Origin of the sequence: Colwellia psychrerythraea 34H (assembly GCF_000012325.1) — a bacterium.
Taxonomy (GTDB): Bacteria; Pseudomonadota; Gammaproteobacteria; order Enterobacterales; family Alteromonadaceae; genus Colwellia; species Colwellia psychrerythraea_A.
This window is the reverse complement of the sequence record NC_003910.7, coordinates 2,907,869-2,929,304: the sequence shown is the minus strand read 5'-3', so window position 1 is coordinate 2,929,304 and position 21,436 is coordinate 2,907,869. Positions and strand designations below refer to the sequence as shown.

General features: G+C 37.0%; 15 protein-coding genes. 12 read left to right on the top strand and 3 right to left on the bottom strand.

Going from position 1 to position 21,436, the window contains the following annotated elements; translation table 11 throughout:
- The first annotated feature begins 74 nt into the window (after window positions 1–74).
- From CPS_RS12500 to CPS_RS12480, 5 genes are all read left to right on the top strand, one after another.
- Entirely contained in the window at window positions 75–4,940 is a 4,866-nt protein-coding gene (locus CPS_RS12500) for an NAD-glutamate dehydrogenase (protein WP_011043608.1), read from the top strand.
- Between the two features lie 134 nt (window positions 4,941–5,074).
- On the top strand, window positions 5,075–6,085 hold the full coding sequence (pyrD, locus tag CPS_RS12495; RefSeq protein ID WP_011043606.1) for a quinone-dependent dihydroorotate dehydrogenase: 1,011 nt from the start codon (window positions 5,075–5,077) through the stop codon (window positions 6,083–6,085).
- Window positions 6,086–6,224: 139 nt separating this feature from the next.
- Complete coding sequence (locus CPS_RS12490; RefSeq protein ID WP_011043605.1) at window positions 6,225–6,704, top strand: c-type cytochrome; 480 nt, start codon at window positions 6,225–6,227, stop codon at window positions 6,702–6,704.
- 251 nt (window positions 6,705–6,955) lie between these two features.
- Window positions 6,956–7,435, top strand: coding sequence for a DUF3015 family protein (locus CPS_RS12485; RefSeq protein WP_011043604.1), 480 nt, complete (start codon window positions 6,956–6,958; stop codon window positions 7,433–7,435).
- A 106-nt stretch (window positions 7,436–7,541) separates the two neighbouring features.
- Entirely contained in the window at window positions 7,542–9,401 is a 1,860-nt protein-coding gene (locus tag CPS_RS12480) for an Lnb N-terminal periplasmic domain-containing protein (protein WP_011043603.1), read from the top strand.
- Window positions 9,402–9,566: 165 nt separating this feature from the next.
- On the opposite strand, the gene CPS_RS12475 is transcribed toward CPS_RS12480, so the two are convergent.
- Window positions 9,567–10,253: a cytochrome b/b6 domain-containing protein gene (locus CPS_RS12475; RefSeq protein ID WP_011043602.1), complete on the bottom strand. Its 687-nt coding sequence runs from the start codon at window positions 10,251–10,253 to the stop codon at window positions 9,567–9,569.
- Window positions 10,254–10,505: 252 nt separating this feature from the next.
- Here CPS_RS12475 and CPS_RS12470 point away from each other — a divergent pair, with 252 nt between their 5' ends.
- Window positions 10,506–12,179: an amidohydrolase gene (locus tag CPS_RS12470; RefSeq protein ID WP_011043601.1), complete on the top strand. Its 1,674-nt coding sequence runs from the start codon at window positions 10,506–10,508 to the stop codon at window positions 12,177–12,179.
- A gap of 104 nt (window positions 12,180–12,283) precedes the next feature.
- On the opposite strand, the gene asnB is transcribed toward CPS_RS12470, so the two are convergent.
- Window positions 12,284–13,948 (bottom strand): asparagine synthase B, encoded by a 1,665-nt coding sequence (gene asnB / locus CPS_RS12465; protein WP_011043600.1) that lies wholly within the window; start codon window positions 13,946–13,948, stop codon window positions 12,284–12,286.
- Window positions 13,949–14,378: 430 nt separating this feature from the next.
- Here asnB and CPS_RS12460 point away from each other — a divergent pair, with 430 nt between their 5' ends.
- Entirely contained in the window at window positions 14,379–15,041 is a 663-nt protein-coding gene (locus CPS_RS12460; RefSeq protein ID WP_101156306.1) for a substrate-binding periplasmic protein, read from the top strand.
- A gap of 263 nt (window positions 15,042–15,304) precedes the next feature.
- Here the strand turns inward: CPS_RS12460 and nhaD are convergent, their stop codons facing one another.
- The gene (gene nhaD / locus CPS_RS12455; protein ID WP_011043598.1) at window positions 15,305–16,549 is read right to left on the bottom strand and encodes a sodium:proton antiporter NhaD; all 1,245 of its coding nucleotides are present in this window, start codon (window positions 16,547–16,549) and stop codon (window positions 15,305–15,307) included.
- Between the two features lie 1,015 nt (window positions 16,550–17,564).
- Here nhaD and CPS_RS12445 point away from each other — a divergent pair.
- Genes CPS_RS12445 through CPS_RS12425 form a run of 5 tightly spaced genes read left to right on the top strand, consistent with a single transcriptional unit; the run spans window position 17,565 to window position 21,418 of the window.
- A complete protein-coding gene (locus CPS_RS12445) occupies window positions 17,565–18,119 on the top strand; it encodes a TlpA disulfide reductase family protein (RefSeq protein ID WP_011043596.1) in 555 nt (184 codons plus the stop codon).
- Window positions 18,103–18,387, top strand: a complete 285-nt coding sequence (locus CPS_RS12440) for a DUF4266 domain-containing protein (protein ID WP_420794795.1) — start codon at window positions 18,103–18,105, stop codon at window positions 18,385–18,387. Before CPS_RS12445 ends, CPS_RS12440 begins: the two co-directional genes overlap by 17 nt.
- Complete coding sequence (locus tag CPS_RS12435; RefSeq protein WP_011043594.1) at window positions 18,387–19,721, top strand: DUF3570 domain-containing protein; 1,335 nt, start codon at window positions 18,387–18,389, stop codon at window positions 19,719–19,721. Before CPS_RS12440 ends, CPS_RS12435 begins: the two co-directional genes overlap by 1 nt.
- Before the next feature lie 39 nt (window positions 19,722–19,760).
- On the top strand, window positions 19,761–20,678 hold the full coding sequence (locus CPS_RS12430; RefSeq protein ID WP_011043593.1) for an FAD:protein FMN transferase: 918 nt from the start codon (window positions 19,761–19,763) through the stop codon (window positions 20,676–20,678).
- Window positions 20,679–20,686: 8 nt separating this feature from the next.
- Window positions 20,687–21,418 (top strand): response regulator, encoded by a 732-nt coding sequence (locus CPS_RS12425; RefSeq protein WP_011043592.1) that lies wholly within the window; start codon window positions 20,687–20,689, stop codon window positions 21,416–21,418.
- The last annotated feature ends 18 nt before the right edge of the window (window positions 21,419–21,436 follow it).

Below are 21,436 nucleotides of genomic sequence, written 5' to 3'. Positions count from 1 at the left end.
TGCTTTGGTCGAAAGCATAAACTTTATCAAAACCAAAAATCAATTATTTAAGCTTTTTTTAAAAGGGAACATCCATGGCGTTAGTAAACGGTTCACCCTCGGTTATACTTAGCAATGTTGCACAACTTATCCAGCAAAAAGTAAACGACAAAACAGCTCCCTTAGTAGAGCAGTTTGCTAATTTATTGTACGGAAACTTGTCATCTTTAGATCTCGACCATCGTAATGAAAGTGATATGTATGGTGCGGTGCTTAGTTTATGGAGTTCACTTAATGAGCATAAAGATGATGCTCCTGTTATTCATGTTTTTAATCCTTCAGTAAGTAGAAATGGTTGGAAATCTAGCCATACGATTATTGAAGTGATAATTCAGGATATGCCTTTTTTAGTCGATTCTATCCGCATAGCCTTAAATCGCTTAGGCGTGTCGCCGCATTTAATGTTAAATGCTCCCCTTAAAATTACTCGTGATAAAAAGCACGAAGTAATTGAATTAGCACCTATTGTTGACAGTAAAGTCAAAGCAAGTTCAGAAGAGACTGTGTTTTTAATCGAAATTGACCGTCAATCAAGTCAAGACGAGTTAGACGCGATCAAAACTGCCTTACTCTCTGTTGTAGAAGACATTCGTTTAACAGTCAGTGATTGGAAACCAATGTTAACTTGTTTAAACAAGGTTATTGCTGATGTTAAGAAAGGTAAATATCCAGGACTCAAAACGGATAAAGAAGATACTTTAAGTTTCTTAAATTGGATTTCAGAGAATAACTTTACCTTGATGGGTTATCGTTCATACGACGTTAAAGCCGTTAAGGGAGATATTTCATTAGAAGCGAATGTTGAATCAAGCCTTGGTTTGATGAAAAACTCGCAAGGTTCTAAATCTCGCTTAGTATCTAGCTTAAGTGAGACTGGGCGTAAAGTAGCTCTAGATCAAAATCATCTTATTTTGACTAAAACTAACTCTAGTTCACGTGTTCATCGTCCCGCCCAGTTAGATTATATTGGTGTTAAACGTTTTGATGATAAAGGCAATGTTGTTGGTGAAGAACGCTTTATCGGGCTTTTCGGCTCTGCTTATTACACTAATAGTGCGTTAGATTTGCCCTTTATCAACTCTAAAGTAATGTCTGTTTGTAAAGCGTCTCCTTTTGCAAAAGGAACTCATAATTATAAAGCGTTGATTAATATATTAGAAACGTATCCAAGAGATGAGATATTACAGTCTTCTGTAGATGAGTTACTTCATAATGTAACGGGTATCTTGCAGATGCAGGAACGTGATTATACCGGGTTGTTTGTTCGTCGCGATACCTTTGATCGTTTCTACTCGTGCATGGTGTATGTTCCAAGAGAGCGTTATAACACCCAGCTACGTATGGATACGCAAAAATTATTGCAAGAAGTGTTTAATAGCAATGAAGAAGTCGAATTCACTACCTTCTTCTCAGAATCGGTTCATGCAAGAACCCATTATATTGTTCGAGTGAACTCAACGAAAGCAGATATAGACGTGAAAGAAATTGAAAAGAATTTAAATGAAGCGGCTCGTAACTGGGATGATAAGTTAGTCAGTGCTTTAGGGGCTAATCGTGGTGAAGCTGCAGCGAAAGCATTAAGCCGTAAGTACGTTAAATTTCCACAAGCGTATAAAGATGAAGTATTACCAGGCTCAGCTATTGTAGATATTGAGAAGCTTGAAAATATCAATGCTGACAATGAGCTAGAAATGCTTTTCTATCAACCGCTTGAAGAAAAACCGGATAGCCGTTTTGTTAAGTTAAAATTATTCCATAAAGGCGAACCTATTCACTTAAGTGATGTGTTACCTATGTTGGAAAACTTTGGTTTACGTGTTATCGGTGAAAGACCTTATGCGATTAAAACAACAGAAGATGAAGCGAGTTGGATTTTAGATTTTTCAATGTACCTAACAGGTGAAGGGAAATTTGATGTCTATAAAGTTAGAACGCTGTTCCAAGATGCTTTTGCCAAAGTTTGGCATGGTGACTTAGAAGACGATGGTTTTAACCGTCTTATTTTAGGTGCTGGTATTGAAGGACGTGCAGTCTCTATTTTACGAGCCTTTGCTAAGTATGACCGCCAAATTGCGGGTCGCTTTAGCCAAAGCTACATTGAAAATACTTTCTCACGTTACCCTGAAATTGCTGAACAGTTGATTAAACTATTTACTTTGCGTTTTGATCCAAAGAGTAAAGCAACAGCCATTGCGAAAGAGAAAACAACGAATAAATTATTAGCTGAAATTGAAAGTTCACTTGATAACGTCGCTAACTTAGATGATGACCGCATAATTCGACGTTTTGTTGAAATGATTAATGCCACTATCCGTACTAACTATTTTCAAGCAGATCCTGTTAAAGGTGATAAATCATATATTTCATTTAAAATATTGCCTGAGCAAATAAGTGAAATGCCACAGCCTGTGCCAAAATTTGAAATTTTTGTCTATTCTCCACAAATTGAAGGTGTACATTTACGCGGTGGTAAAGTTGCTCGTGGTGGTTTACGTTGGTCAGACAGAAGTGAAGATTTCCGTACTGAAGTACTTGGTTTAGTTAAAGCGCAACAAGTTAAAAACAGCGTTATTGTTCCTGTTGGCGCTAAAGGTGGTTTTGTATGTAAGCAACTACCTAATGGCTCTCGTCAAGAAATCTTTGAAGCAGGTAAAGAGTGTTACCGCACCTTTATTCGCGCCTTACTCGATATTACTGACAATATTGTTGGCGGTGAAATAGTTCCACCAAAAGATGTCGTACGTTTAGATGAAGATGATGCTTACTTAGTTGTTGCCGCTGATAAAGGCACAGCAACGTTCTCAGATGTTGCTAATGCTATATCTGATGAATATAACTTCTGGTTGGGCGATGCCTTTGCCTCAGGTGGCAGTGTTGGTTATGACCATAAAGCTATGGGTATTACAGCCAAAGGTGCATGGGAGTCTGTGAAACGTCATTTCAGAGAAATGGACATTGATTGTCAAAGTTCTGATTTTACCTGTATTGCTATTGGCGACATGGCGGGAGATGTATTTGGCAATGGTATGTTGTTATCAAAACATATTCGTTTACAAGCTGCATTTAACCATATGCATATTTTCATTGACCCAAGCCCTGAAGCCGCAAGTTCGTATGTAGAACGTGAACGCTTATTCAATTTAGCCGGTTGTACTTGGGAAGATTACAATAAAGAGCTAATTTCTAAAGGCGGTGGCATTTTCAGTCGTCATGTTAAATCTATCAAGCTTACCCCTGAAATTAAGAAAATGATTGGTACGCAAAAACAGAGCATGGCGCCTACTGATTTAATGCAAGCGTTACTAACAATGAAAGTTGATTTACTTTGGAACGGTGGTATCGGTACTTACGTTAAAAGTAGCAAAGAATCACACTTAGAAGTGGGTGACAGAGCTAATGATAATTTACGAATCAACGGTACTGACTTGCAAGCCAAAGTTGTCGGTGAGGGTGGTAACTTAGGTTTAACTCAATTAGGACGCATTGAGTATGCTGCCAATGGCGGTCGTATTAACACTGACGCCGTTGATAATGCTGGTGGAGTTGATTGCTCAGATAACGAAGTAAACATTAAAATATTGCTAAATAGTTTGGTACAAAATGGTGACTTAACTATTAAGCAACGTAATAAACTTCTTGCTGATATGACTGATGAAGTCGGTGATATTGTTATTGAAGATTGTTATCGCCAAACACATTCATTATCTATTACAGCAATGCGTGGCGTGAATCAGTTAAAAGAACAAGTTCGCTTTATCCATGAACTTGAAAGAGCAGGTAAATTAAACCGTGGTTTAGAGTTTATTCCTGATGATGAAGAAATTGCTGATAGGTTAGCACAAGGTCATGGGTTAACACGTCCAGAACTCTCTGTATTACTTGCTTATAGTAAAATGGTTCTCAAAGATGATTTCGTCCATGTTGAAATTACAGATAACCCTTATCATAATAGTTTACTTATTGAAGCGTTTCCTAAACAGTTACGCGAAAAATATCAAAATGAAATGCAACAGCATCCATTACGTGCAGAAATTATAGCCACTAAACTTGCCAATAAAATTGGTAACGATATGGGCTTTAATTTTGTTAACCGCATGCAAGAAGAAACGGGAGCAAGTATTGCTGAAATAGCTAATGCTTATACTATTGCCAGTGCCGTATTTGAGCTAGGAGAGTTTTGGAATCAAATTGAAGTATTAGATAATCAAATATCTACTGCTATTCAAACCGAAATGTTGTACCAGTATCGTAGAACAGTTCGACGAGTAACTCGATGGTTCTTGCGTCATCGTAATAAATCGTTGTCGATTGCAGAGTCAATTACTTTGTATCAACCAACGTTTGCTATCATATCTGAGCAGTTAGCAAGCTTTATGATCAGTGAAGAAATTGAAGCTTTAGAGCGAGTAGCGAGTGACTTAGTTGAGTCAGGCGTACCTAAAGTTATTGCAAAACGAGTTTCTCAATTAAGTACTTTATTTTCGACTATGGATATTGCAGAAATAGCCCATGAAAATAATTGTACTGTAGAACAAGCTGCCAGTTTGTACTTTAAGCTTGGTGCTCGTTTAGAGTTACATTGGTTCTTAGATCAAATTACTCGCCAACCCGTTGCAAACCATTGGCAAGCACTTGCTCGTGCATCCTTTAGAGAAGAGTTAGATTGGCAACAGCGTTCTTTAACTTCGGTTGTATTGCGCTGTCAATGTGATGCTCAATTTGCGGATTTAGAACAGTTGCTTACCGTGTGGATTGATACTAATGAACAACCACTAGAGCGCTGGAAGCATATTTTAGCTGACTTTAAAATAGGCCAGTCTCATGATTTTGCTAAATTCTCAGTAGCCTTACGTGAATTAATGTTATTAAGCTTAAATTGCCAGCCTGTATCACCAAAATAAACGTCAGAAAAACATTGACGTAAATTTATTTTGGCCAATCAAAGCTAGCATATTGTAATGTTAGAGTTAACTGATAAAATCCTCGCTTAGCGGGGATTTTTTATTTTTATTATTCGTAAACAAGCCGAGGCATTATGTTTTATCCAGCCATTCGTAAAGTACTTTTTCAGTTTGATGCTGAAACCATCCATGAATTAACCATAAAGGGTTTAAAGAGTACGGGGAAGTCACCGTTTAATGCCTTTTATAAGCAAACTGTGCAAGACAAACCATTAACGGTTATGGGCATCAACTTCCCAAATCCTGTTGGCCTAGCGGCAGGACTTGATAAAAATGGTGAGTGTATTAATGCCTTTGATGCGATGGGTTTTGGTTTCGTCGAAGTGGGCACAGTAACACCACGACCGCAACCAGGTAATGATAAGCCGCGTATTTTTCGTTTGCCAGAGGCTAATGCTGTAATAAATCGCATGGGCTTTAATAATAAGGGCGTGGATTACTTAGTATCGCAAGTACAAGCGGCAAACTTTAAAGGCATCTTGGGTATTAATATTGGTAAGAACAAAGATACCCCTGAAGAAAATGCTAAAGATGATTACCTTCACTGTATGCGAAAAGTCTACGACTTAGCGACTTATATCACGGTGAATATATCGTCTCCAAACACGCCTGGCTTACGTTCACTGCAATATGGAGATGCATTAAATGAACTATTGGCCGCGTTAAAAGCAGAGCAGACCATACTTACTGAAAAATACGGTAAGTATATACCACTCGCCGTAAAAATTGCGCCTGATTTAACGGGTGATGAAGTGAAGTCGATCGCAAAATCTTTAATTGATAATGGTATAGATGGCGTTATTGCGACGAATACTACTTTAAGTCGTGAAGGTGTTGAAGGTCTACAATTTGGCACTGAGCAGGGTGGACTAAGTGGTCAACCGGTTAAAGAAAAAAGTACTCTAGTCATTAAATTACTCAGTGAAGCGCTTAATAATAAATTACCTATTATCGGGGTGGGCGGCATAGCATCAAGTGATGATGCCAATGAAAAACTTGAAGCGGGCGCAAGTTTGGTGCAAGTCTACACTGGCTTTATTTATCAAGGACCACCTTTAGTTAAAGAAATTGTGAATGGTCTATAACAGGTTTTAACGGCAAGTCTTTATGTATTATGTCGAATATTATCCTTTTGTTACAAGTTCTTACTTGCTGTAGTGTACCAGTAGGCTAGACTAGCCGGACAAAAGGAATAAACAATAATTATTAACAGAGAGTATATCAATGAGTTTCCTGAAAAAAAGTGTTTTAGCGTTAACAATTTCTACCAGTTTAGTGGTTGCTACGGCAAGTTTGGCGCAGCCAGCAAGTTCTGAAAAACATGCTGTTTATGCAACTGAGTTACGTCAATCAGTGTTTAAATTATTAGGTGGAAACATGGGGCCATTAGGCGCGATGGCGAAAGGAAAAATTCCACTTGATGCTAAAGTTGTCGAAAAAAATGCCATACGCATAAATCAATTATCTTTAATGATTGCTGATTATACTCGTACTGATACCTCTAAGTTTGATGTAAAAACAGAAGCTTTAGCTAAAATTTGGCAAGAACCTGAACATTTCAGTAAAAATATCGACCTATTAACAGTCGCTTCTTCTAAATTAATTATTGCTGCTAAATCTAATAATGAAAGTGAAATTAAAAAAGCTATTGGTGGCGTTGGTAAAACCTGTGGTGGTTGTCATGATGACTTTAAAGAAGAATAATTACACGCGTAGTTATTAAATAAAAGTTACTATTTTAAAAGCCTTTAACACAGTTAAAGGCTTTTTTATTATGGCTAATTTACGATTAAAAAATATATATGAAATAGCTAAATGGGCTATTATTTTAAGAGAGAAATAGCTTAAGGAAATTTGCAGTTTTACTCTAGAATTATGTAAATATATGTATTAGACTGGAATAGCTTCTATTTTTTAAATAAGTATTATTTAACATAACTTTATAGGGATTTATTATGAAAAAACTTTTAATAGCATCAACATTATTAATATCTACTTCTGCACTAGCAGATGCACCTGGTAGTCAATCTTGTGGTTGGGGTAATATGCTTTTTGCTGGTCAATCGGGTACTCCAAGCCATGTTCTTGCTGCTACAACTAACACGTCAACTGGTAACAATACTTTTGGTATGTCATTCGGTTCTAATGGTTGTTCAACTAAAGGCACATTGACTTACGGCGGTAAGGAAATGATTGATGTTAGTATGATTATGGACGAATTCAGTGAAGATGTTGCTCGCGGTGATGGTGAAGCAATAACTGCTGTTGCCGTTTCTTTAGGTGTTGCAGAAGCAGATCGGGCTTTATTCAAATCAACGTTACATAATAACTTTAATACATTATTCCCTTCAGAAGAAGCAACAACAGAACATGTAGTTAGCTCAATGTTTTCTTTAATGAAAAATGATGAAAAGTTAGCTAAATATACTGTTTAGTATTAATTGTTATCGATGATAAAAGGCTGCTTTAAGTAGCCTTTTTTAATTCTATTGTTTCCATTACGATCACTCATTGCAATTTTATTGCTAATAAATATAACCTATGAAATTTAAAGCAGTTCTTCTATCTATAGCGCTCATTTTTTTTACCTCCCCAAAAGCTAATTCGCAACCACATAAAAATATTACTCAGTTGGCTAAAACAGAGCAATGGCGTGCATTGTTACATATAAATTTACAAACTGAAGCTGATGAACTTGAAAGCTACGTTGATGATGTAAATTTCTTTTTAGCGATAGATGGTGCAAAAAATCCAGAAAATGAATTATTAGCGACAATAGCGTCACTAAAAAAGCGGGATGAAATACAATGTAAATTCCCAGCAAGAACATTATTTTTATTTAATAATGTCAAAGGTCTTCGTGAAGAAGTTAAACCTTATGTTTGTCAGGAGTATCTGGACTGGCGTAGCACTCTAAAGACGACGAATGTAGTTTTAGTGTTTGCTTCAGCGCAATTAAATAGCCCTTCATCTATGTATGGTCATACTTTTCTACGTTTTGACCCCGATAATGTTGAACAAAACTCAACCTATCTTTCTTATGCATTAAACTTTGGCGCCACAGTACCTGAAGGTGAGGGCGGTTTTTTATATGCAGCAAGAGGCTTAACCGGTGGTTATCCTGGATACTTTGCGGCTAACCCCTATTTCGAAAAAATTAAAGAATATAGTCGCTTAGAAAACCGTGACCTTTGGGAATATAAATTAGATTTAACCCAAGAAGAAATAAATACCATGTTGGCTCATATTTGGGAGCTACAAGGCATTAGTTTTGAATATTACTTTTTTGATGAAAACTGTTCGTTTCGGTTGTTAGAGCTGCTTGATGTTGCGAGACCAGGCTTATACCTAGCCAAAAATTTTCCGGTGACAGCAATGCCATTAGATACAGTAAGGGTAGTGCAAGAAGCTGATTTAATAAGAGAAACAAATTATAGACCATCAATATTGACGGAGCTAAAAGCACAATTAGCGATGTTAAGCGCTGAAGAAAATGAATTAGCACTGGCTTTATCTCAGGATATTGAAGTATTAAATAGCGACGAATTCCTTAAGCTTAGTAAAGTACAGCAGCAAGGTATTGTCGATAGCGCTTATCGTTACTTACGTTATCAAAATACATTCAATGGTCGACCAAAAGAAACTACGCGTCGAAGTTTTTTATTACTTAGACGACTGAATGAAAACCGAACTAAATTAGTCATACCAATTGAACAGCCAGACAGACCAGACTTAGGTCATAAAACGGCTATGCTAGGATTTAGTGTAGGACAAAACCTTGATAAATCCTTTGCAGAAATCAAATATAGAGGTAGTTATCACGATTTGTTAGATCCCATCTCAGGCTATTATACGGGTATGTCATTAAATATGGTGAATGCAATGGTGAGGGTTTACGAAGGCGGCGATGTGAAACTTGAAAAAGCTGAGCTACTTGATATCGTTTCTTTATCCGCAAGGAATGACTATTTTTCGCCATGGTCTTGGAAAGCAAATATTAGCGTTGAACAACAATGGACAAAGGATAAAGAAGTGCTGGTTACTCAAGGCTCCGGCGGTGGCGGAGTCAGTTATCAACCTTTAGAAAATAGTTATGTGTTTTTATTAGCTACCGGTCGTCTTGAATTTAATCGAAAGCTTGATACTTACGCGGCAGTTGCACCCGGTTTACAGGTAGGTTTTCTATATTATTGGCCGAAAACTACGTTGTTAGTTGATGCAGAACATTATCAATTTTTGTTTGACCAAACACAGCGAAGTCGAGTGAGCGTTGAGCAAAGTGTAGGACTTGGACAAAATGACAGCGTACGCTTTTCAGCTAATTTTCATCGTGTTGAAAGCAATACTCATGATAATAAAAGCTTTCAAGAGTTTAAGCTTGAGTACCGTCACTACTTCTAAATTGAAATGACCCATAATTATATTAAGGTTTAAGCAAACTGCTCAGTGGTTATTGTTTAATGGCCGTGAACTAGCGTCGTTAAACGAGACCACTGAGCAGTTTTACCTCTGTAATATAAACAATCTTAGTCACTAAATATTTGTCTGCTCAAGCTTACCTCAATACTAATAATAAAATTCTTCAATTACAGGTGCATTGACTACGACTAACCAATAAACAAAAATGACACAGCAAACGGCAACAATACAACCAAGAATAATCTTTGAATGTGGGATAGCATCAGAAGATTTAACTTGCGCTGTTGTCTTTTTACCCGTGATCATGGGCAGCACTAAATTCTCTTTTTTTACTCGCCAATAAAAAGTGATAGCGGCGATATGTAAAACAATCGCGGCAATCATAAAATCAAAAGTATTATGATGCAAAAATTTCATTACCTTTTCTAATTCATTACTGATTCTGCCGTAATAAGGGCCTGACGAAAACACATCATCATTAATGAATAAGCCGCTGATTGCTTGTGCTGATATCAGTAATATCATTAAAATTACCATCAAAGCACCCAGTGGGTTATGACCCGCTGTGCTCTTAGCGGTATTTGGACTTCGTAAATATGAAAGTAGTGATTTTGGAGAGGGGACAAACTGTGAGAATCGCGCATGTTTAGGACCAATTAATCCCCATAAAATCCGAAATGCAATTAAAGCTAAGGCAACAAAACCTAATTGCATGTGAATTTCAACCAGATCAGCACCTTGCTCAGCGGTATACCAGGCCGCTAAAATAGTAGCGGCAAAACCCCAATGAAAAATGCGTAAGGGTAAGTCCCAAATTAAATGTTTTTCAGTCACACGATAACCTTTAAATGTTTCAGTAGAATATAAACAAGAGGTTTATTTTACCCTAACTAACTCTATGACGTTAAGGTAATAAATGTACAAAGAGAGATTTATTTTTGCTTTCATGTGCAAACATTAACGTAAATAATAAAGTATTGGGTATTCAACATTTAATTTTTTTGTTTGATTTTAACGTCATGCTAAGATGAGGTAAAAAATATCAATAAAACACAAACAATACAATATGATAACAAGAGCAATATTATGAAAAAACCTCAATTTATTAGTGCTATTTCTTTGCTACTTATTAGCTCACAACTGATGGCTCAAACCACGTTGATAAAGAACGTTAACGGCTATACTTTCACCGACAATTCGCTCACACAATTTTCTGCAATTTCGTTTACTGATGACATCATCAATAAAGTATATCCGATTGGAGCAGTACTTCCTGCATCTAAAGGTGTAATTGTTATAGATGGACAAGGTCAAACGATGCTACCGGGACTAATTGATGCACATGGGCATGTTATTGGCTATGGACACAGTTTATTACGTGTGGATCTGGTTAATGCTACTTCAGAGCTTGATGCCGTTAATCGCACGATATCTTATGCCAAGGATAATCCCTCTATGAGTTGGATCCTTGGTCGTGGTTGGAATCAGGTGCAATGGTCAAATAACAGCTATCCAAATGCGAAAAGTTTAGATGAAGCATTTCCTAATAAACCAGTGTGGCTCAGACGAGTTGATGGTCATGCTGGCTGGGCGAATTCAAAAGCGATGGCGTTGGCGGGTATAACATCAGCAAGTAAAGCCCCGGTAGGAGGGGATATCATAAAAGATAAAAATGGTCTGCCTACTGGCATTTTTATTGATAATGCAATGACGTTGATAACTGCTAGTATTACTCCGCCATCGCCTATGGAAGATAAAATCGCTTTGAAAAGAGCAATGCACTCATTGGCAAGTTTAGGATTAACCAGTGTACATGACGCTGGTATTGAGCAAAAAGATATTGCGTTATATAAGACGCTTGCTAGTGAAGGAAATATGACTATTCGTATTAATGGTATGTTGTATCTACCTAGTACAAATTGGCAGCAACAACTAGAACAAGGACCTTATAGGACTGAAGATGAAATGTTTGCTGTTAACAGTGTCAAAATTCAAGCAGATGGCGCATTAGGCAGTCGAGGTGCATCATTAATTAATGATTACAGCGATCACTCAGGTCACAAAGGTTTGTTGTTACACGATAAAAAATCATTACAGCACTATATTGATTTTGCGATGAATGCTGGTTTTCAAGTTAATACTCATGCGATTGGTGATAATGCTAATAAATTGATATTAGATCTTTACCAACAGGCTATACAAAAGAGCCAAACTAAAGCATTACGCCATAGAATAGAACATGCTCAAGTATTACGTTTAGAAGATATCTCTCGATTTTCCTCACTTAATGTTATTGCTTCGATGCAAGCGACACATGCCACGAGTGATAAAAATATGGCCGTTACTCGACTGGGGGGAAAACGAATATTAGGTGCCTATGCGTGGCGAAAGCTTCTTGATAGTAATACTATCATTGCCGCAGGCTCAGATTTCCCAGTAGAATCACCCAATCCATTCTTTGGTTTACATGCCTCAATTACCAGACAAGATCATAAAGATTTACCTATCGGAGGCTGGTATGCGGACCAGAAAATGACGCGTACTGAAGCATTAAGAAGCTTTACCATTGATGCGGCATATGCGGGGCATCAAGAAAAGCTTATAGGCAGCTTAGAAGCCGGTAAAAAAGCTGATTTCATTTTACTTGCGGATGACTTACTGACTATGCCTGAAAGCACAATTTGGCAAAGTCAGGTATCACAAACTTGGGTAGCAGGTAAAAAGGTTTTCTCTGCTATTGATGTTCCATCAGTTGAATAAAGCAATGGCGTAAACAAAAGCTAATTTTAGCCATTAAAAAAGCCGATAATAATAATTATCGGCTTTTTATTTTTACTGTAAAACAATCTTCTTACTAAAGAGTATTAATAACTCTCGTTATGTACACTGAGTACCGCACGACCCGATGGATCTGCGTTATTTTGAAAGCTTTCATCCCAAGCTAAGGCTTCTTCTGTGCTACAAGCAACAGATTTTCCGCCAATAACACAATCAGCAGCTGTAGCTAATGGGTATTTGTCTTCAAAAACAGTACGGTAGTAATAACCTTCTTTGTTATCAGGTGTATTTACCGGGAATCTAATGTGAGCATTTTCAAGCTGTTGTTCAGTAACAAGTGACTCAACATGGGCTTTTAAACCATCAATCCAAGAATAACCTACACCGTCTGAGAATTGCTCTTTTTGACGCCATAAGATTTCTTTTGGTAAGTAACCTTCAAAAGATTCACGTAAAATAGCTTTTTCCATTTTACCATTGCCACACAACTTATCTTCAGGGTTGATGCGCATTGCAACATCCATAAAGTTTTTGTCTAAAAATGGTACGCGCGCTTCAATGCCCCAAGCCGACATTGATTTGTTTGCCCGTAAGCAATCAAATTTATGAAGTCGATCAAGCTTACGGTTAAGCTCTTCATGGAACTCTTGTGCGTTTGGTGCTTTATGGAAGTACAAGTATCCGCCAAATATTTCATCAGCACCTTCACCAGAAAGTACCATTTTAATACCCATTGCTTTGATTTTACGCGCCATTAAGTACATTGGCGTAGAAGCACGGATAGTTGTTACATCATAGGTTTCTAAGTGATAAATAACTTCTTTAAGTGCATCAATACCTTCTTGCTCGGTAAACACTACACTGTGGTGAATAGTACCAATACTATCTGCGACGGTTTGTGCTGCAATTAAATCAGGAGAACCTGCAAGGCCACAGGCAAATGAATGTACTTTTGGCCACCAAGCTTCAGCTAAATCGTTGTCTTCAATACGACGAGCTGCAAATTTTTGCGTAATCGCAGAAATGAGTGAAGAATCTAAACCACCTGATAACAATACGCCATAAGGTACATCAGTCATTAAATGACTTTTAACTGACTCTTCTAATGCTTCACGAATTTTAGTCGTACTAGTGGTATTATCTTTTATCGCGGCATATTCTTGCCAGTTACGTTTGTAATATTGTTGTAATTTCCCAACACGGCTATCAAGAATATGTCCAGGAGGAAATTCTTCAACGGTTTTACAAATCGGCATTAACGCTTTCATTTCTGAGGCAACATAGAAGTTACCTTCACTATCATAACCCGTGTACAAAGGAATAATACCAATGTGATCACGTGCTATTAAATAAGAGTTATCTTTTTCGTTGTACACAATAAAGGCAAACATACCTTGTAGTTTGTCAACAAATTCAACACCAAATTCTTCATATAGAGGGAGAATAACTTCACAATCTGAGGCTGTTTGAAATTCATAATCAACGTTTAAAGCACTGGCTAATGCTTTGTGGTTATAAATCTCACCGTTAACAGCAAGTACATTGCTTTTATCACCATTGTATAAAGGTTGAGCACCATGCTCAGTATCAACAATAGATAAACGCTCATGCACTAATATGGCATTGTCGCTGTGATAAATTCCAGACCAATCGGGACCGCGGTGACGTAAAAGACGAGAACATTCTAACGCTGTAGGACGAAGTGCATCTGCACCTGTTTTTATATCTAATATACCAAAGATTGAACACATTGAAGCGCTACTCCTTTAATTATTGTTTGAATCGAATTGTGGACTGAATACATATTCAGCCTGTACACAGTGCCACGTTGGTCAAATAAATCAAGCCAAAAAGTGAAGTTTTTACACTAAACTGTATGAGTGCTCGATAAATAAGCAATAAATTATATAATATTCTTGCGAATAGAGTATTTTCAGTAAAGAGCAGTCTTGATTTGAGTTATTTGAATAGTTAGGTGAGATTGTATTTGTGCCTTTGTCATAGGATACATAATTCAATTGCACATTAGCTGATGGGGTTTGATCATTAGCAATATACTGCTATATACTGCTTATAGGTATCATGTGATAAATTTTTGGAATAATAATTAAATTACTCAAATACTGTTTTCTTTTTATCAGTGGATTAATGTGCAGTAAAGCTAGCGCTCACGAAGTCTTAATGGCGTTTAGCCAAGAGATCCCTCCTTATATTATTGAAACAAGTAATTCTGGGATTGAAATTGATATCATATCTGCTGCTTTGGCATATAAGGGACATACACTAAAACCTTTGTACTTTCCTTTAGGTCGAGTTCCTATCGCTTTTCGTCAGAATCAGGTCGATGCTGCGATGGGCGATATGGGCGTTCATTTAAAGGATGGTTTTTATGCGAATCCGGCCGTTATTTATGACAATATTTTTATTACCCTTAAAAGTAGAAATATTACAATAAATAAACCGAGTGACTTAGACTCCCTTCACGTTGCTTCCTTTCAAGGCGCGGAAAAACGATATCCCGACTGGTTAAACAATGTCGTTAAAGAAAACCGATTTTTTGGCGTCAGTGATCAATTAAAACAAGTTGAATTATTACAACTAGGGCGATTCGATGTGGTGCTCTGTGACCGTTATATTTTCAAATACTTTGTTAATAAAATTGAGTTAATGAAAGAATTAGAAATTAGTGATGTTGATGAGCATAATTTTATCACAGTAGACCCAATGAATTACCGTCCAGTATTTAGAGACAAACAAATACGAGACGACTTTAATTTAGGACTGAGGTATTTAAAAGAAAGTGGAGAGTTCCAAAAAATATACGATAAGTATTTAGCCTCGTAGTTATTCACGGAGAACTTTTTCGGTTATTTACGTTCAGTTAAAAAAACTGAGTTTTCCTTCAATAAAGTATAAGCGGCGACTCCCACTAAACAGAGCCTTTTCGTTATGCACTTGTCCTATCGATTTATTGTTAAAACCATGTTTGACTGTTCGGTCGATATGAACCTTAAATAAGTAACAACCACTAAAACACCTCAATTTTACAAAAGCTTTGATATCCATTTATAACCGCGAGGATAACGATAATTTAGTGGCTGTAATTGTTAAGCGAGCGCCCAATTCGCTGCGAAATAAACACCAATATAACCTACGGTATATGCAATAATTAAATAAATAGCATTTCGTAAGTAACTAATGAAATTCAACCCTTTAACTTTACTCATCGCGATAATCCCAGCGGCTGAGCCAATAACTAGGATTGAACCGCCAACGCCAGTTGCATAAGTTAACATTAACCACTCGGTGATTTTCATATCAACACCTGATTTTAATAACGCAGCCGTTAAGGGCACGTTGTCGATTACAGAGGACATGAAACCAACTAAATAGTTTACGGTAATGGCAGGTAAATATTGATATAGCTGAGTAAAACCATTAAGTACGCCAATTTCTTTTAAAATACCTACCAGTAATAGCACGCCTAAAAAGAAGAGTAGGGCATCATATTCAACTTCCCTTATATAATTTAAAGCATCTTGATTATTTTTATTAGGTAATAGGTTTGCAACTAAAAACATAATAGATAAACCAAACAAGAAAGTTAATACAGGTGGAATATGAAATAGTACATTGGCGAGTAGCGTACCTGAAATAGTTAATACAAATATGAGTGCAATGACGATATCGGATTTTGCAATCTTAATACGTGTTTGTGCTAATTTCACTTCTCCGGATAGTTTCATTGATAATAAACTTGCTAACGTTAATACGCCTAAAAAAGAAGGTAAAATTAGAATGAGTAGATTCGAAATAGTCACTTTATTTTCTAGAAATATCATCAAGGTAGTTACATCACCAGTAATAAGTGAAACACCACCGCTGTTAACCGAAAATATAATTAACGTGGCATATTTTAATCGTTTTTTTACCTCTAATTGTAAATTCATCACCACCGCAATAGACACTAAGGTTGCAGTAACATTATCGGCAAAGGAGGAAAAGACAAATGCAAAAATGGCAATGACAAACATTAACCCACGCTCAGATATCCTTTCAGGTAATATTCTTTGTACTAGTGCAGAAATAAAACCTTTGCTGTTTAAGTAAGCAACAAAAGTCATTGCCGACATTAGGAACAACCATAAGGTGGCAATTTCAAGTAGATTTTCGTTAAGTTGGTGGGTCGTTTCACTTGCTAGGTTATTGTTTATTGGAAAAATAAAAGCAAGAATCCAACAAAGGGTACCAAAAAAAAGTGTGGTTTTAGCTTTGTTGATGTGAATTAGGTCTTCAGTAATGATCATCAAAAAGCTGATGATAACTAAGATGAGAATAACAGTATTAATCATGATAAGGGCTACTAATGCGTTAAGAGGCTTCGATACTCGTTAACATTCACGCGAATTTCAGTGGGAGTTAAATCAGTCCATCGTTACTGTGATTCATAATGATGCTACATGAGCGTAGCTTATTAGAGAATGAGTAGCATATTCTCCTGAAAAACCATTATGAATCATAGCGCTTTGAATTGAAGTTGCTCAACCACTCTGAAACTTGCATCTTAATTGTTAACGGGTATTTAACAAGTTAATTGTTAATGAAATACCTGCTTAATAAAAAAAGAAAATACTAAGCCTTTGTGCTACTAATTTAGTGCTAGGGCTAATACCAAAATCACATGAAGATGCCCGTTTCAGGTCGAATTAGAAACACATATGTCTAAGTGGTTTAGGTAGCTAGTATTGGTTGCTGTTTAATAAGGGTATTCGAAGGGGGACCACGATTACAGCAAGGCAAGGTATGATTTATATGGTTTTCTACTGGTTTGACTTTAAAAAGCTGAGTCGCGTGGTCAAACGGTTTTATATAGGAATTACTGTTTAAAAGGGCGGTTTCTTCAAGGGATTCTTCCAATGAAAATTGGTAATTATATTCGTTAGTTAAGTCAGTTTCTGCTAAACAAGGCTGAGCATAACTTGTACTTAAAAAGCAAAAGCATAATAAAAAATACAATAAAGCAAAAGCCTTATGAGTAGTCATTATCTAATCGAATCATTAATTATCACCATGGCGGCTCAGTATATACAAAAGTAATTTTTAAGGGAATGTTAATTTACTTCTAAGGTATATAACCGCTTCACTTGAAGATGCAGGATTCAGCTGGAATTATAAACGCCTTTAGGCAAGACGAATATTTTAAGCATAGCCATTATTTGGCTTGATTAGTTAACGCTTCATTTGAAAATTAATTTTCTTAAGTTTTAGTTAAGTTTACTATCTTAAGCTACTGGCACTAAGTAGTTTTAAGGTTTTTTATTAAAACTGTTAAAAATAATTATATGAATAGCATCTAGGGATATGTCGATGAAAAAAACACTCGCTTTGGTTTTATTTTTAATAGCTTTTACTGCTTCTGCCACTGCAGCAGAACAAGTGGATAGTCCTCAACAGTCCCTAGAACAGGCGTTGCTAAAGCAAGAAGGTAAGGTGGTATATATTGATTTTTGGGCATCATGGTGTGGCCCTTGTGTTAAATCATTTCCTTGGATGAATAAAATTCAGCAGCAATTCAAGGAACAAGGTTTCACTGTAATCAGTATAAATTTGGATGCCGATGAAACGAACGCCCAACAATTTCTACAAGATAATCCAGCGTCATTTGCTGTTATTTATGATCCTAAAGGCACTATAGCTAAACATTTTTCTATTCAAGGCATGCCAACAAGCATGTTAATAAACCGTGATGGCGTGATTAAATATCGTCACAGTGGTTTTTTTACCGGTAAAATAAATCAATATGAAGATGAGATTAAACGGTTACTCAACTCATCATCACCCACTCTTTCTAAAGATATTCCTAACAAGACTCATAACATGGCTCATAACAAGACAAAGCGAGACAATCATGAAAGCGAATAAACCTGTATTTAAAACGTTATCGCAAGGTAATACTTCAAAATTGAACGTGTCAAAATTTAAACTTGCTTTATTAACTGCTGTCACTGTCAGTCTTAGTGCCTGCAGTAGTTTAGGGGTAGAGCCTTGGGAACGTGATTTGTTAGCAAAAAAAGAAATGGCGCTAACATCAAGCCCGATTGATGCCGCTTTAGATGATCATATCTATTTTTCTAAAGAAGCATCGAGTGGCGGAAAAAGTTTTGGCGGCGGTGGGTGCGGGTGTAACTAATGAATAAACTAAATGAGACAAGTAAGAAAACCAATAAAAAACCTAATATAAAAGCAGCGTTATCGTTAGCGACAAGTGCTTTACTTGGAACGGGTGTTTTATCGGCTGGCGTGGCGCAAGCAACAGAAGCTGACGAATGGCAATTTGATAGTGCATTTTTGATTTACTCGGAAGCAGACAGAGTGAGTGCAACTGAAGCGATTATTGCGGGCACAAAAACCTTTGCTAATGATGAAATTCTAAGTCTGAAATTAACGATTGATGCACTAACTGGTGCATCAGCAAACGGCGCGGTTGCACAACCTAATGCGCAAACATTCACTCGTCCTTCAGGTAATGGTCAGTATGTTACACCCGCAGGAGAAACACCGCTGGATGATACATTCCATGATACCCGTGTTCAACTTAATGCCCAATGGACACAACCATTATCGGATAATATTACCGGTAGTGTCGGTGGACATTTTTCTAAAGAATATGATTATTTGTCTTTAGGTGTTAATGGAAATTTAGCTTATGACTTTAATAAAAAAAATACCACTGTTTCAATGGGTTTAAGCTACTTTCAAGATACATTTACCCCAGAAGGAGGTATTCCAAAGCCGCACTCATCAATGTTAGTTGGGGACTCTAGTTCACCCGAGTGGGACGCTGAATTCGCTAAAACCAGGATAGGGGATAGTGATGATAAGAGTACAGCTGATATTCTTGTTGGTGTTACCCAAGTGATAAACCGTCGTATGATCACCGCATTTAATTATTCATATTCAATGGTTGACGGTTATTTAACAGACCCCTTTAAAGTAGTTAGTGTGTTAAATACTGACGGGTTAGCACAAGATTATATATATGAAAGTCGCCCAGATTCCAGGGTAAAGCAGAGTACCTTTATGCAAGCTAAATATAATTTTGATGATAGCTTACTTAATACGGTTGCAGACGTCTCTTATCGCTATATGTGGGATGACTGGGGAATTAATTCTCATACTATTGATACTCGCTTTACTATTCCTGTTGGCGCAACAAGTTATATTGAACCGCATATTCGATTTTACCAACAAAGTGAAGCTGATTTTTACCAGCCATATGTTATTGATGAGCAAGCACCTATAGGTTTTGTTAGCGCCGATTATCGTATTGGCGAAATGACAGCAATTACTGTCGGCGCAAAATATGGTGTGGTACTTAATGGGGGAAATGAACTTTCTTTCAGGCTTGAATATTATCGTCAAACGCCAACTAATGCAGGATTTACTGATCCGAATGCGTTAAGCGGACAAGATATTTATCCAGTAGTTGAGGCTATTATTGCACAAGTGAGTTATTCATTTTAAACTGTTATCACTACATATTTAATTATTGTTTTCAATAATATGAAAAAAAAAAGAACACTTAAATACAGCAACCAACAAGACAGCCATAGCATTAGTTTTAATGCTATGGCTAGTCCGTGTGAGGTGATAGTCCAATCTCAAAATAAGCGGTTAGCAGAGCAAGTTGCTCAATGTGTTAGCCGTGAGGTTTGGCGTATTGAAGACAAATACAGTCGATATGATAGCAAAAGTGTTTGCAGTCAAATAAATAGCAATGCCGGTAACAGAATTGCCATTGATGAAGAAACTTTCTTATTACTCAATTTTGCTGAGCAATGTTATCAATTAAGCGATGGCCTTTTTGATATTAGTTCAGGTGTGCTGAGGAAAGTGTGGTCTTTTGATAGCTTAAGTGGGGAATGTCAACATTTTCCAAGCGCAACCGAGGTAAACAAATTGCTTAGTTTTGTTGGTTGGAATAAAGTCGATTATGATCAACAAAGCATTACTTTACCACAAAATATGGAACTAGATTTTGGTGGTATAGGTAAAGAATACGCGGTGGATCGCTCTATATTATTAGCTAAAAAAATAACGGATGAACCTATTTTAGTCAATTTAGGGGGCGATTTGGCTGTTACAGGTCCAAGACTTAATGATCAAGCATGGCAAGTAGCGATTGAACACCCTGACAGTGATGTACTTGGCCAGCCACAAGATATGATTGTGGCACTTAACAAAGGGGCGTTAGCCACTAGTGGAGATGCCCGACGATACTTGATTAAAGAAGGTATTCGTTACGGACACGTGTTAAATGCTACAACCGGATGGCCGATAATCAATGCGCCACGCTCAATTACAACCGTTGCACCTCAATGTATTCAAGCAGGAATATTAGCAACGTTGGCGTTGTTGCAGGGTGAACATGCAGAACACTTTTTAACGGAACAAGACATTACTTTTTGGGCGAGAAGGTAACTAATCTCATGAGAATTTTATTAGTAGAAGATGACCAAGGGCTTGCTGAAGCACTGCAGCAATCCTTAGTTAGAGAAGGCTTTGTTGTCGATCATTTATCCAGAGGAAAGCTCGCTTTAACCGCTTTAGCCGTGCCTAGCCATGATATGGTTATCCTTGATTTAGGCTTGCCAGATATTGATGGTTTACTGGTCTTGAAAGAAATTAGAGCTAAAAAGAATGACTTGCCGGTTATTATTTTAACCGCTAGAGATAGCATTGACAGTAAAGTGAAAGGCTTAGATTATGGCGCAGACGATTACTTAGCAAAACCGTTTGATATGCAAGAGTTATTGGCAAGGTTAAGAGTCATAGAGCGCCGCTTAGGCACCGCTTCTAGTTCAATGATTACGATTGACCGAGTGAGCTTGGATACTAAGTCTCATAAAGTATATTTACTACAATGTAACCAAGTAAATAACGAACAAAATCACGAACAAGAAGGTGAGATAAACGCGCAGAATGGTGCAAGTGAAGTGCACTTTTCTAAAAAAGAGTTTATGGTATTAAAGGCGTTGATGGAAAATGCCGGACGTATTCAATCACGAGAGCAAATTGAATCTAAACTCTATCAATGGGGTGAAGAAGTGCTGAGTAACGCTGTCGAAGTGCATATTCATAAATTAAGAAAGAACCTGCCCAATAAATTCATACAAAATGTCCGTGGTGTAGGTTACATCATTAATCACCCTCAAGACTAACTGTCTTGAAATGAGCTG